The following is a 13165-nucleotide window of genomic DNA, read 5'->3' on the forward strand; positions in this document are numbered from 1 at the left end:
GCGACGGGATCGGTGGTCTGAGCCATGTCGGCGAGCCTAGCCTTGGGACCATGCGCGAATCGCTGGACCGTGAGGCATTGCACGAGGCGTTGGTCACGTCAGGGTCGCCGTGGACGGCGGTGGACGTCCACCCCACCCTCGGTTCGACCAATGCCGAGGCCGCGCGGCTCGCCGAGCCGTGGCGCGTCGTCCTGACCGACCACCAGCAGGCCGGCCGCGGCAGGCTGGGGCGCACGTGGGAGACCCCGGCGCAGACGTCGGTGACGATGTCGGTCCTCGTACCCGCTCCGGACGACGGGCGTGGGTGGATGCCCCTGCTGACCGGTCTGGCCGTCATGCGGGGCATCGGTGACGTCACCGGGCTCGACGCCGGGCTCAAGTGGCCCAACGACGTCCTGCTGCCCGCCGACGACGAGCGCAAGGTGTGCGGCGTCCTGTGCGAGCTCCAGCCGGGCGGCATCGTGGTCGGCCTCGGCATCAACGTCGACCAGGACCGCGACGAGCTCCCCGTCGACACCGCGACCTCCCTGCGGCTGGCCGGGGCCACGGACGTGGTCCGCGAGGACCTCGTCGTCGCCGTGCTTGGCCACCTGGCCGGCCTGCACGGCGACCTCGTGCAGGGGGGACCAGCCCGCGGGGCCGCCCAGGCGGCATACCGCGACGCCTGCCTCACCCTCGGCCGCGAGGTCGACCTGCACGAGTCCTCCGGCGCGGTGCGCCGCGTGCGCGCCGTGGGCATCGACGCCGAAGGTCGGCTCGTGGTCACCGCCGGCGGCCCGGAGTATGCCGTGGCCGCGGGCGACATCGTGCACGCGCGGGCCACCGGTGGCTGAGCACTCTGGCTAGGGTTGCGGCGTGACCGAGCCCGAAGGCCCCCCTGCGCCCGGGCGGCACCGTCCCGTGCGGCCGGAGGACCTCGAGGCCCTGCGTCCGGACAACCTCGAGGCCCGGCTGCTGGGAAAGCCCGCCACCATGGGCCGGCGCGACGTCAGCCGCGGTGCCGACGTGTCGCTGCTCTCGGCGCGCAAGTTCTGGCACGCGCTCGGCTTCCCCATCGTCGAGGACGACGAGGCGATGTTCACCGAGGCCGATCTCATGGCCCTCAAGACCGTCGCCCGGCTGGTGCGCGACGAGGAGGTCGACGAGGACACGGCCCTCGCCCTCACCCGCGCCTTCGCCCGCACCACGGACCGGCTCGCGGTCTGGCAGACCCAGCTGATGGCTGAGGCGCTCGCGGCCCCCGAGCACGAGGCGGCGCTCGACGAGGCCGACGCCCGGGCCGCACCCGACCTCGAGGCTGCTGAGGCGTCCGCGCTCAGGCTCGCCGAGCTCGTCGACTCGCTGGAGCCGCTGCTCGTCTACGCCTGGCGCCGCCACCTCACCGCCGCCATCTCGCGCATGCTCGCCGACGCCGACCCCCAGCAGTCGAGCCAGGGCGTGCGACGGGTCGTCGGCTTCGCGGACCTGGTCAACTTCACGTCCCTCGTGCGGCGCATGACCGAGCGCCAGCTCGCCGTGATGGTGCAGCGCTTCGAGGCCCTCGCCACCGACATCGTCACCGCCCACGGCGGCCGCGTCATCAAGACCGTCGGTGACGAGATCCTGTTCGTGACCATCGACGCCGCACCGGCCGCGGCGGTGGCCCTCGACCTCGTCGACACCATGGCCGAGGACGAGCTGCTGCCGGACGTCCGCGTCGGCATGGCGGTGGGGCCGGTGCTCTCACGCCTCGGCGACGTGTTCGGGACCACCGTCAACCGCGCCAGCCGGCTGACCAGCGTCGCGCCGGCGGGCGGTGTCCTGGTCGATGACGCCCTGTCCGCGGCGCTGGCCAGCCTCAGCGGGTTCGAGACGACCGCCCTGCGCAGGCGGACCCTGCGCGGCATCGGGCAGGTCACCCCCAGCGAGCTGCGACGCGCCCACGGCGGTCGCGGCACGACCACACGAGAGGTGCCGCAGTGAGTGAAACCCAGCTGGTCCGCATCGAGCGCCACGGCGACGGCAGCCACGTCGCCGAGGTGGTGCTCGACCGCCCCGAGGCGATGAACGCCGTCTCGACGGCCATGGCACGGGCGCTCGCGTCGGCGACGGCCGAGCTCGCGGCTGACGAGTCCGTCCGTGCCGTGGTGCTGACCTCGAGCCACCCGAAGGCCTTCTGCGTGGGGGCGGACCTCAAGGAGCGCAACACCTTCACCGACGAGCAGCTGCGCGAGCAGCGGCCGGTCGCGCAGGCGGCATACCGGGGGGTCCTCGACCTGCCGGTGCCGGCGGTCGCGGCCGTCGACGGGTTCGCCTTGGGCGGTGGCTTCGAGATCGCGCTGTCCTGCGACCTGGTCGTCTGCGGGCGGGACGCCGTGGTGGGCCTGCCGGAGGTGAGCGTGGGCGTCATCCCCGGAGGGGGCGGCACCCAGCTGCTCACCCGGCGGGTGGGCTGGTCACGAGCGGCCCGGATGATCTTCACGGCCGAGCGGTTCAGTGCCGAGGACGCCTGTCGGCTGGGGGCCGTCGACGAGGTGGTCGAGGCGGGCGCGGCGCGGACCCGTGCCCTCGAGATCGCCACGATCGTCGCGGCGAACTCGCCGGTGGGGGTGCGCAACGCGAAGCGGGCGATGCGGCTCGGTTTCGACACCGACCTGGCGGCCGGACTGCGCATCGAGGACGAGAACTGGGCCGCGACGGCCTTCTCCGGGGACCGCGCCGAGGGGGTCGCCGCGTTCAACGAGAAACGCCGTCCCGTGTGGCCTGGTCGCTGAGATGGTCCCGCGTTGCCTACGATCAGCCCCATGACCCGTGTGCTCCTCGCTGAGGACGACCCTGCCATCTCCGAGCCGCTGGCCCGCGCACTGCGCCGTGAGGGGTATGACGTCGACGTCCGAGCTGACGGACGGGCGGCTCTCGAGGCGTCTGCCGAGAACCCCGACCTCGTGGTCCTCGACCTCGGCCTGCCGTATGTCGACGGGCTGGAGGTGTGCCGGCGCATCCGTGCCGAGGGCCGCACCGTGCCCGTGCTGATCCTGACCGCGCGGGCCGACGAGGTCGACACGGTCGTCGGCCTCGACGCCGGTGCCGACGACTACGTCACCAAGCCGTTCCGGCTCGCCGAGCTGCTCGCCCGGGTGCGGGCGCTGCTGCGGCGCCAGCCCACCGACGCCGCCCCGGCCCAGGACCTGGTCCGGATCGACCCCGAGGGCCGGCGGGCGTGGTTCCGCGACGAGGAGCTGCAGCTCACCGCCAAGGAGTTCGACCTGCTGCGAGTGCTGGTCCGCGAGCAGGGCAAGGTCGTCTCGCGCGAGCAGCTCATGCGCGAGATCTGGGAGACCGCGTGGTTCGGGTCCACCAAGACGCTGGACATGCACATCTCCGTGCTGCGCCGAAAGCTCGGTGACGACGCCGCCCAGCCCCGCTACATCGCCACGGTGAGGGGAGTCGGCTTCCGCTTCGAACGCGGCGAGGGAGCCTGAGCCATGCGCCAGCAGCTCATCCGCTCGACCGTCGTCGCCGTCGGCCTGGCCATCGCGATCACGCTCGTCCCCGTCATCGTCGCCGTCTGGCGTGCGACGTCGACCGAGGGCGGCCTGCTGCGCCGCTGGGCCGCCGAGGGGTCGCCCGCCGTCACGTCCTGGCAGATCGTCGCCGTCCTGGCCGGACTCGGCGTCGTGGCCCTCGGGGTCGGGGTCGTCGTGGCCATCCAGGAGGCCCGCCAGCTGGCCCGGCCGATGTCCGAGCTCGCCATCCGCGCGGAGCGCCTCGGTGCCGGCGAGTCCCGCATCCAGCCGCTCGACTCGGGCATCGCCGAGCTCGACCGGGTCTCGCAGGTGCTCTCCCGCAGCGCCCAGACCCTCACCAAGTCCCTGGCCTCCGAACGCGACTTCGCCGCCGACGCCTCCCACCAGCTGCGCACCCCGCTCACCGCGCTGCTGATGCGCCTCGAGGAGATCTCGGTGACCGACGACCTCGAGGTCGTCCAGGAGGAAGCCAACATCGCGATCGCCCAGGTCGAGCGCCTGACCCGGGTCGTGGACGACCTCATGTCACGCACCCGTCGTGGGGGCGACGAGCCCAAGGCGACCGTGTCGCTGGACTCCGTGATCGCCGCCCTCCAGCGCGAGTGGCAGCCGGCCTTCGAGCAGGCGCGGCGCAGCGTGCGCGTCCACGGCGAGCGCGGGCTGGTCGTGCAGGCGAAGCCGGTCGACCTGTCCCAGGTCCTCTCGACCCTGCTGGAGAACTCCCTGGCCCACGGCCGCGGCACGGTCGACGTGCACGCCCGCCGGTCCGGGCCGTCGGTCGTCGTCGAGGTCAGCGACCAGGGCGAGGGAGTGCCCGCCACGATCGCGCCGCACATCTTCGAGCGGTCGGTCACGACGACGGGCACCGGCCTCGGCCTGGCGCTCGCGCGCGACCTCGCCGAGTCCAACGGCGGACGCCTCGAGCTGATCCAGGCGCAGCCCGCGATCTTCGCCCTCTTCCTCAGCGAGTCCGACGCCTGACCCTGGCGCGCGTCGGGGGAATTCGACGTGTCCCTGACGCGCATTCGTGGCGGAAGTGGCACGAATGTGTCCCCCGGCCGTCGGGGAGCGCGCATTCGTGGCAGAAGTGGCGAGATTTCGTGTGGTTCCAGTGGCGCGGCATACGCAACGGCGCCTCTCTGCCGGGGGCAGCGCCGCCCCCGCGTGGGGCGCCCGTGAGGGGTCGGCCGTCAGGGCTGGTGTTCGACGTGGTCGGCCAGCGGGGAGGTGTCCACCAGCGGCTCGTGGCTGAACACCCAGCGACGGTAGGCCCAGAACCGGAAGAGCGTCCCGAACGCAATGCCGACGATGTTGGCGATGTTGTCGGCGGCCAGGGTCGTTAGCCCGAGGCCGTAGTGCGAGAGCGCGATGGTGCCGGCGCCGATGAGCAGCGCGACCCCGTTGGTGAGGAAGAACAGCCCCGCCTCGTGGTGCGCCGGACGGTTGCGGCGGTGCCGGAACGTCCACGCCCGGTTGCCGATCCAGGCGACCGCGGTCGCGACCGACGCCGACACGACCTTGGCACTGGTGGGCCTGTCCTCCATGACGGTGTGGCGCAGGACGTTCATCAGCCCGACGTCCACGACGAACGACACGGCGCCCACCACGCCGAACTTGATCATCTCGCGGTAGAGGACGCCGATGGCGCCGCGCAGGCGGTCCGGCAGCGAGAGGGACGTGGACACCAGAAGAGCCTATCCGCGCAGGTGGCACCCCGTGTACGGACGCCCGTCCGGAACCCGCCGTCCGGCCGATATCCTCGCGGGCGTGACCTCACCCCAGCGCGCGCCCGGTGGCTTCCCGGTCGTCGGCATCATCGGCGGCGGTCAGCTCGCGCGGATGTGCGCCGGTCCCGCGGCAGAGCTGGCGATCACGCTGAGCGTGCTGGCCGAGTCGCCCGACGCCTCCGCCGCACTGGTGGTGCCCTCCTCGCCCGTCGGCGACCACACGGACGTCGAGGCCGTCCTGGCCTTCGCCGCCGAGTGTGACGTCGTCACCTTCGACCACGAGCACGTCCCGCCGGATGTGCTGGAGGCCCTGACTGCGGCCGGTGTGCCCCTGCACCCCACGCCGCAGGCCCTGCTCTTCGCGCAGGACAAGCTGGCGATGCGCGAGCGGCTCACGCAGATCGGCGTCGCCTGCCCTGCCTGGACCCGGGCCTGCACTGCTGCCGACGTCGAGGACTTCGGCGACCGGGTCGGCTGGCCCGTCGTGGCCAAGACGCCCCGCGGCGGCTACGACGGCAAGGGCGTGCGGGTCGTCGACGACGCCGCCGAGGTGGGCGACTGGATCGAGCTCGTGGGGCAGGATGGCGCCCTCGCGGACGGCATCCTGCTCGAGGAGAAGGTCGCCTTCACCCGCGAGCTCGCCGTGCTCATCGCGCGCAGCCCCTCCAACCAGGCGGCCGCCTGGCCGGTCGTCGAGACCGTGCAGACCGACGGCATCTGCACCGAGGTGCTCGCCCCGGCCCCGGGGCTCGACCCGACGCTGGCCGCGGTCGCCACCGAGGCCGGCCTGCGGATCGCCGAGGAGCTCGGGGTCACGGGCGTCTTCGCCGTCGAGATGTTCGAGGTGACCGACCCACGGACGGGCGACCCGGCATACGTCGTCAACGAGCTGGCCATGCGCCCGCACAACAGCGGGCACTGGTCCATGGACGGAGCGGTGACGGGGCAGTTCGAGCAGCACCTGCGTGCGGTCCTCGACCTGCCGCTCGGGGCGCCGACGCCACGGGAGCCGCACACGGTCATGGCCAACGTCCTCGGCGGCGACTACCCGGAGCTCTACCCGGCCTACCGCCACCTCATGGCCCGCGACCCCGGGCTCAAGGTGCACCTGTACGGCAAGGGAGTCCGCCCGGGGCGCAAGATCGGGCACGTCACCGTCTGTGGCACCGACCTGGCCGACCTGCGCGAGCGCGCGCAGCACGCCGCCGACTACCTCGCGGGAGTGATCACCGAATGAGCGACCCCAGCCCCCTCGTCGGCCTCGTCATGGGCAGCGACAGCGACTGGCCCGTCATGGAGCTGGCCGCACAGGCCCTCGACGAGTTCGGCGTTCCCTATGAGGCCGACGTCGTCTCGGCCCACCGGATGCCCGACGAGATGATCGCCTACGGCCAGGGCGCGGCCGCCCGGGGGCTGCGGGTCGTGATCGCTGGCGCCGGGGGAGCGGCCCACCTGCCCGGAATGCTCGCGGCGGTCACGCCCCTGCCGGTCATCGGCGTGCCCGTGCCCCTCAAGCACCTCGACGGCATGGACTCGCTGCTGTCGATCGTGCAGATGCCCGCTGGTGTCCCGGTCGCCACGGTCTCGATCGGCGGCGCCCGCAACGCGGGCCTGCTGGCCGTGCGGGTCCTCGCCGCCGGCGACGGGGAGTATGCCGCGCAGCTGCGGGCGCGGATGACCGCCTTCCAGGCGGACCTGCGGGACCAGGCGCACGCGAAGGGGGCCGCGCTCCGGGAGCGCCGCTCGAGCTAGCCGAAGCCTTCCGGGAAGGTCCTGGTAGCCGCTCTTTTGCCCGGATGCGTCCGTTTGGCGCTCCCTTCACCCAATACCGCCCCAGAGGCGTTGAGGTGGGTTACCCTCCCGTGGTCCGCGCATTCGGCGACCCGCACCGAGAAAGTCCGCTCCCATGACTCGATTCCGCATCGCGCTGCCGGCCCTGGCCGCGCTGGCCCTGGTGGCCGGCAGCTCGGCTGCCGTGGCCGCCCCGACGCAGGCGCCCGGCGCCACCCCAGCAGCTGCCGCCGCGATCACCAAGGCCCGCCTCGCAGGTGCCGACCGCTACAAGACGGCGGTCGCGATCTCGAAGGCCAACTTCACGCCCGTCGACCAGGAGTGGGTGGTCGTGGCCTCCGGGCAGAGCTTCCCCGACGCCCTGGGCGCGGGTCCGATGGCGGCCTTCCTGGGGGCGCCCCTGCTGCTCGTGCCCAAGAGCGGCACGCTGCCTTCGTCGGTGGCCGCCGAGATCGACCGCCTGCAGCCGCAGAACATCATGGTCGTGGGTGGTCCCGGTGCGGTCAGCAACTCGATGGTGGGCCAGCTGGCGCAGCACGCTCCGCTCAACCAGACCTACACGATCGACGGCGCGAACCGCTACGACACGGCGGCCCAGACCTCCGAAGGGTTCACGCCAGAGGTCGTCAACGTGCCCGTCTTCGTCGGCAGCGGCGTGGACTTCCCCGACGCGCTCGGCGGCGGAGCCGCCGCGAGCATCCTCGGCGGCACCCTGGTGCTCACCACCCCGACCAAGCTCCCGAGCGAGACGACTGCGGCCCTCAAGCGGCTCAAGCCCACCAAGGTCTTCGTGCTCGGTGGCACCGGCGCCGTCAGCAGCACGGTGTTCAACCAGGTGAAGACCGCGGTCGGCAGCGCCGTCCCGGTGGGCCGGCTCGGCGGCACGAACCGCTTCGACACGGCTGCCAAGGTCTCCAAGGCCACCCTGTCGACCGCGACCGAGGCATTCCTTGCCAACGGCCTGACCTTCCCCGACGCGCTGGCCGGCGCCGCGGCGGCGCCATACTGGAACGGGCGCCCGCTCCTGCTCACCCAGAAGGACTGCGTCCCGGCTCAGACACTCGCAGAGATCAACCGGCTCGGCATCACCAAGCTGACCGCCCTCGGTGGCACCGGCGTCGTGTCCGACGCCGCGCTCAACCTGAAGCCCTGCTGACTCCTGCAGTGCAGCCGCCGGACTGACTTCCGGCAGAGTGTCCGGCGATCGGCCGGGGTGGCCTCAGCGGGCCATCCCGGCCGATCGCACGTGACGCCACTCGATGCGGGGGCAGGTGTCCATGACCACGTCGAGCCCGACGGCCCGGGCCCGGTCAGCGGCGTCCTCGTCGACCACTCCGAGCTGCATCCAGATCGCGTCAATCTGCAGCCGGTCCTTGTGCTCGATGGCCTGGTCGACCACTGCTCCGACGTGGCTGGAGTTGACGAAGCAGTCGACCACCTTGATGTCGGTGCCGTCGGGGATGTCGGCCAGGCTCGCGTAGCCCTGCACGCCGTGCACCGTCTCGGCCTTGGGGTGCACCGGGATGATGCCCTTGCCGATCTCGATCTTGAGCCACCGCGAGACGCCGAAGGCCTCGCGCTCGGCGTTCGTCGACAACCCGACGACCACCCAGATGCCCGGGTCGACCAGCAGCTCACGGATCAGTTCGGGGTCGTTCTGGTGCTTCAGGGTCATGGCCTCAGCATCACACGTTCCGACGCACGCGCAAGGCCCCCGGTGGCTCCGGCGGCGCCGGCGCCGACGGCGTGCGTTCCGCACCACTCCCGCGAGGCCATAGGATCTACGCCGGACTCCCAACCCGAAGGATTGCTGTGAAGATCACCGTTGTCGGCCTGGGCAAGATCGGGCTACCGCTCGCCGTGCAGTTCGCGAAGTCCGGCCACGAGGTGCTCGGCGCCGACGTGAGCCAGAAGGTCGTCGACCTCGTCAACGCCGGCACCGAGCCGTTCCCCGGGGAGGCCCACCTGGCCGACTACCTGGCCGAGACCGTCCGCGACGGCACACTCACCGCGACCACCGACACCGCCGACGCCGTCAGCAGGTCCGAGGCCGTCGTCGTCGTGGTGCCGCTGTTCGTCGACGCCGAGGCGCGCCCCGACTTCGGTTGGATGGACTCGGCCACCGAGGACATCGGCCGCGGCCTCAAGCCCGGCACCCTGGTGAGCTACGAGACGACCCTGCCGGTCGGAACCACCCGCACCCGCTGGAAGCCCCGCCTGGAGGAGGTCAGCGGCCTCACGGAGGGCGCCGACTTCCACCTGGTCTTCTCTCCCGAGCGCGTCCTCACCGGCCGCGTCTTCGCCGACCTGCGCAAGTACCCCAAGCTCGTCGGCGGCCTGTCCGACGAGGGTGCCAAGCGCGCTGTGGACTTCTACGAGCAGGTGCTCCAGTTCGACGAGCGCCCGGACCTCGAGCGCGGCAACGGCGTCTGGGACCTCGGCAGCGCCGAGGCCGCCGAGATGGCCAAGCTCGCGGAGACCACCTACCGGGACGTCAACATCGGGCTGGCCAACCAGTTCGGGGCGTTCGCCGCCAAAAACGGCATCGACGTCTACCAGGTCATCGAGGCCAGCAACTCCCAGCCCTACAGCCACATCCACCGTCCCGGCATCGCCGTGGGCGGACACTGCATCCCCGTCTACCCGCGGCTCTACCTCTGGAACGACCCCGACGCCACGGTCGTGCGAGCCGCTCGTGAGGCCAACGCCGCGATGCCCGCCTACACCGTCGGCCTCGCCGTCGGCGCAGCCGGTGGGTCGCTCGCCGGCAAACGGGTCGCGGTGCTCGGGGCGTCCTACCGCGGCGGCGTCAAGGAGACCGCGTTCTCCGGGGTCTTCGCGACGGTCGACGCCCTGCGCGAGGCGGGTGCCGAGGTCGTGGTCCAGGACCCGATGTACACCGCCGACGAGCTCGCCGGCTTCGGGTGGGAGTCGTATGCCGTGGGCGAGCCGGTCGACGTGGTCGTCGTCCAGGCGGACCACGCCGACTACCGCGAGCTCTCGGCGGCCGACTTCCCCGGGGTCGCGGTCGTGGTCGACGGTCGGCGGATCCTCGACCCCGCCCGGTTCGACGGGGTGCGCTACCTCGTCGTCGGTGCCCCGGAGCACCAGGGCGCCCCGGCCACCCCGGGCCTGGGGGCCTGAGCCGTGGCCGCCCGCATCGTCGACTCCGCCGACGTGGCCGACTCCGCCCGGATCGGTGACGGGAGCTCCGTCTGGCACCTCGCCCAGGTTCGCGAGGGAGCGGTGCTCGGTGAGAACTGCATCGTCGGGCGCGGCGCCTACGTCGGTGCCGGCGTGCAGATGGGTGACAACTGCAAGCTGCAGAACTACGCACTGGTCTACGAGCCGGCCGTCCTCGAGGACGGCGTCTTCGTGGGCCCGGCAGTCGTCTTCACCAACGACCACTACCCCCGGGCCGTCAGCCCGGACGGCACGCTGAAGTCCGGCGCCGACTGGGAGGCCGTGGGTGTCACCTGCCGCACCGGTGCCTCGATCGGCGCCCGGGCGGTCTGCGTCGCCCCCGTCACCATCGGGCGGTGGGCCCTGGTCGCCGCGGGCTCCGTGGTCAACAAGGACGTCCCCGACTTCGCGCTCGTGGCGGGTGTCCCGGCCCGGCGGCTGCGCTGGGTCGGCAAGGCCGGCGTGCCCCTGGAGCCGGGCGACGCGCCCGGCACCTGGGTGTGCCCCCAGACTGGCGAGAAGTACACCGAGACCAACGAGACCCTCACGGAGGCCGTCGCACCATGAACGACTTCATCCCCCCGGCAAAGCCGCTCATCGGAGACGAGGAGCGCGAGGCAGTCGACCGGGTGCTGCGCTCCGGCATGCTCGCGCAGGGCCCGGAGGTCAAGGCCTTCGAGGAGGAGTTCGACGCCCACTTCGGGCTCGGCCGCGCCTGCGTCGCCGTCAATTCCGGCACCTCGGGTCTGCACCTCGGCCTGCTCTCGAGCGGTGTGGGCGCAGGCGACGAGGTCATCGTCCCGTCGTTCACCTTCGCGGCGACCTGCAACTCCGTGGCGCTGACCGGCGCGACCCCCGTCTTCGCCGACATCAGCGCCGACGACTTCTGCCTCGACCCGGCTGCGGTCGAGGCCGCCATCACCGACCGGACCGTCGGCATCATGCCGGTCCACCTCTACGGCCACCCGGCCAAGATGGCCCAGCTGCAGGCCATCGCCGACAAGCACGGGCTCAAGATCTTCGAGGACGCAGCGCAGGCGCACGGTGCCTCGCTCGGCGGCACCCCCGTCGGGGCGTTCGGCCAGTTCGCGATGTTCTCGCTCTACCCGACCAAGAACATGACGTCCGGTGAGGGCGGCATGGTGTCGGTGGCCGATGCCGAGACCGAGCGGCTCATGCGGCTCTACCGCAACCAGGGCATGGAGCAGCAGTACCGCAACGAGGTCGTCGGCTTCAACACCCGCATGACCGACATCCACGCGGCCATCGGCCGCGTGCAGCTGACCAAGGTCGGCGCCTGGACCAAGGCACGTCAGGACAACGCGGCATACCTCACCGCCCACCTCGAGGGCGTCACGCCGCCGCCGGTCGCCGACGGGGCCGTGCACGTCTACCACCAGTACACCGTCCGCGTCCCCGAGGACCGTGACGGCCTGGCCGCGGCGCTGCGCGAGGAGTACAACGTCGGGTCGGGCATGTTCTACCCGGTGCCCAACCACCAGCTGAAGCCGTTCCAGGTCGACGTCGACCTGCCCGAGACGGCTCGGGCGGCGGCCGAGTGCCTGTCGCTGCCGGTCCACCCGAGCCTGAGCCAGGACGACCTGGAGCGCATCGTCACCGCGGTCAACGCCCTCGCCAAGGCCGGTGCCTGACCATGGCCAACCTGCGAGCCGGCCTGATCGGCCTCGGCATGATGGGTCGCCACCACGCCCGCGTCCTCGCGTCCCTCGACGGGGTGGACCTCGTCGCGGTGGCCGACCCCGGCGGTGACGTCCACGGCGTGGCGGCCGGTCGTCCCGTCCACGAGGACATCGAGCAGCTCATCGCCGCCGGCATCGACTACTGCATGGTGGCGGTGCCCACGATCTACCACGAGGAGATCGGGCTCGCGCTCGCCGAGGCCGGCGTCCACGCGATCATCGAGAAGCCGCTGGCCCAGGACACGCCCTCCGCGGTCCGCCTCGCCGAGGCGTTCAAGGCCAAGGGCCTGGTCGGTGCTGTCGGCCACATCGAGCGCTACAACCCGGCGCTGCAGCAGGCGCGGGCCCGGCTCGAGGCCGGTGAGCTCGGTGACGTCTACCAAGTGACCACCCGTCGCCAGGGGCCCTTCCCGGCCCGCATCGCCGACGTGGGGGTGGTCAAGGACCTCGGCACCCACGACATCGACCTCACCGCGTGGGTCACGCAGCAGGCCTACACCTCGGTTGCGGCGCGCACGGCCTACAAGTCGGGCCGCGAGCACGAGGACCTCGTGGCAGTCGTCGGGCAGCTCTCGAAGGGGACCGTCACCAACCACCTCGTGAACTGGCTGTCGCCGCTCAAGGAGCGGGTCACGGTGATCACCGGCGAGCGTGGCACCTTCGTCGCCGACACCCTGACCGCCGACCTGACCTTCCACGCCAACGGCGAGGTGCCGACGACCTGGGAGCGCATGGCCAACTTCCGAGGCGTGTCCGAGGGTGACGTGGTGCGTTACGCCATCGCCAAACCCGAGCCGCTGCGGGTCGAGCACGAAAACTTCAGGGACGCGGTCCTCGGCAAGGAGGCCGACATCGTGACCATGGAGCAGGGCCTCACCACGGTCCGCGTGGCCGAGGCGTGCATCGAGTCCGCCAAGACCTCGCGCACCATCGACCTGACCGCCGCGACCGACAGCGCTCCTGCAGGGTCGTGACCATGAGGCTGCGCCCCGCGGTCGGCCGATTCGTCCGCAGTCCCCTGGTCGAGCCGGCTGTCCTGTGGGTGCGGCGCCAGACCTTCCCGGGTACCAGTGCCTACTGGGAGCGGCGCTACGCCTCATCGACCCGTCGCGCACCGCGGGGCGCCACCGCTCCTTCTCCGAATGGGTCGCCGTCCATGAGCCGGGCTGGCGGCTGCGCGAACGTCGCGACCCGCCAGAGGGCGTGGACCTGGCGTCCTCGCCCGACTGCTACGAGAAGGTTTCATGACCACAGCGCA

At 72.1% G+C, this 13165-nt stretch carries 14 protein-coding genes; 12 read left to right on the top strand and 2 right to left on the bottom strand.

Going from position 1 to position 13165, the window contains the following annotated elements:
* The first annotated feature begins 50 nt into the window (after positions 1-50).
* Genes AC1DV7_RS10650 through AC1DV7_RS10670 form a run of 5 tightly spaced genes read left to right on the top strand, consistent with a single transcriptional unit; the run spans position 51 to position 4487 of the window.
* A complete protein-coding gene (locus AC1DV7_RS10650) occupies positions 51-833 on the top strand; it encodes a biotin--[acetyl-CoA-carboxylase] ligase (RefSeq protein WP_477597094.1) in 783 nt (260 codons plus the stop codon).
* Between the two features lie 22 nt (positions 834-855).
* A complete protein-coding gene (locus AC1DV7_RS10655) occupies positions 856-1962 on the top strand; it encodes an adenylate/guanylate cyclase domain-containing protein (protein WP_477597095.1) in 1107 nt (368 codons plus the stop codon).
* Entirely contained in the window at positions 1959-2753 is a 795-nt protein-coding gene (locus tag AC1DV7_RS10660; RefSeq protein WP_477597096.1) for an enoyl-CoA hydratase/isomerase family protein, read from the top strand. Before AC1DV7_RS10655 ends, AC1DV7_RS10660 begins: the two co-directional genes overlap by 4 nt.
* A 30-nt stretch (positions 2754-2783) precedes the next feature.
* Positions 2784-3461: a response regulator transcription factor gene (locus AC1DV7_RS10665; RefSeq protein WP_477597097.1), complete on the top strand. Its 678-nt coding sequence runs from the start codon at positions 2784-2786 to the stop codon at positions 3459-3461.
* 3 nt (positions 3462-3464) lie between these two features.
* Positions 3465-4487 (top strand): sensor histidine kinase, encoded by a 1023-nt coding sequence (locus AC1DV7_RS10670; protein ID WP_477597098.1) that lies wholly within the window; start codon positions 3465-3467, stop codon positions 4485-4487.
* 209 nt (positions 4488-4696) lie between these two features.
* Here AC1DV7_RS10670 and AC1DV7_RS10675 read toward each other — a convergent pair whose 3' ends face one another.
* Positions 4697-5191: a GtrA family protein gene (locus AC1DV7_RS10675; RefSeq protein ID WP_477597099.1), complete on the bottom strand. Its 495-nt coding sequence runs from the start codon at positions 5189-5191 to the stop codon at positions 4697-4699.
* Between the two features lie 82 nt (positions 5192-5273).
* On the opposite strand from AC1DV7_RS10675, the gene AC1DV7_RS10680 reads away from it, so the two are divergent.
* The 3 genes from AC1DV7_RS10680 to AC1DV7_RS10690 all read left to right on the top strand — a co-directional run bounded on the left by AC1DV7_RS10680 (position 5274) and on the right by AC1DV7_RS10690 (position 8180).
* Positions 5274-6470 (top strand): 5-(carboxyamino)imidazole ribonucleotide synthase, encoded by a 1197-nt coding sequence (locus AC1DV7_RS10680; RefSeq protein WP_477597100.1) that lies wholly within the window; start codon positions 5274-5276, stop codon positions 6468-6470.
* A complete protein-coding gene (purE, locus tag AC1DV7_RS10685; protein ID WP_477597101.1) occupies positions 6467-6985 on the top strand; it encodes a 5-(carboxyamino)imidazole ribonucleotide mutase in 519 nt (172 codons plus the stop codon). Before AC1DV7_RS10680 ends, purE begins: the two co-directional genes overlap by 4 nt.
* Before the next feature lie 154 nt (positions 6986-7139).
* Positions 7140-8180, top strand: coding sequence for a cell wall-binding repeat-containing protein (locus AC1DV7_RS10690; protein WP_477597102.1), 1041 nt, complete (start codon positions 7140-7142; stop codon positions 8178-8180).
* 63 nt (positions 8181-8243) lie between these two features.
* Here the strand turns inward: AC1DV7_RS10690 and AC1DV7_RS10695 are convergent, their stop codons facing one another.
* Positions 8244-8699 (bottom strand): CoA-binding protein, encoded by a 456-nt coding sequence (locus tag AC1DV7_RS10695; protein ID WP_477597103.1) that lies wholly within the window; start codon positions 8697-8699, stop codon positions 8244-8246.
* Between the two features lie 137 nt (positions 8700-8836).
* Between AC1DV7_RS10695 and AC1DV7_RS10700 the strand changes: the two genes are divergently transcribed.
* From AC1DV7_RS10700 to AC1DV7_RS10715, 4 genes are read left to right on the top strand one after another with little or no spacing between them, the layout of a single operon-like run.
* Positions 8837-10168, top strand: coding sequence for a nucleotide sugar dehydrogenase (locus AC1DV7_RS10700; RefSeq protein WP_477597104.1), 1332 nt, complete (start codon positions 8837-8839; stop codon positions 10166-10168).
* 3 nt (positions 10169-10171) lie between these two features.
* On the top strand, positions 10172-10774 hold the full coding sequence (locus AC1DV7_RS10705; protein ID WP_477597105.1) for an acyltransferase: 603 nt from the start codon (positions 10172-10174) through the stop codon (positions 10772-10774).
* On the top strand, positions 10771-11859 hold the full coding sequence (locus AC1DV7_RS10710; RefSeq protein WP_477597106.1) for a DegT/DnrJ/EryC1/StrS family aminotransferase: 1089 nt from the start codon (positions 10771-10773) through the stop codon (positions 11857-11859). Before AC1DV7_RS10705 ends, AC1DV7_RS10710 begins: the two co-directional genes overlap by 4 nt.
* A 2-nt stretch (positions 11860-11861) precedes the next feature.
* Positions 11862-12881 carry a Gfo/Idh/MocA family protein gene (locus tag AC1DV7_RS10715; RefSeq protein ID WP_477597107.1) on the top strand — a complete coding sequence of 340 codons (1020 nt, stop codon included), beginning with the start codon at positions 11862-11864 and terminating at the stop codon, positions 12879-12881.
* Positions 12882-13165 lie beyond the last annotated feature (284 nt).

Source organism: Pedococcus sp. P2_E4, from assembly GCF_056403935.1.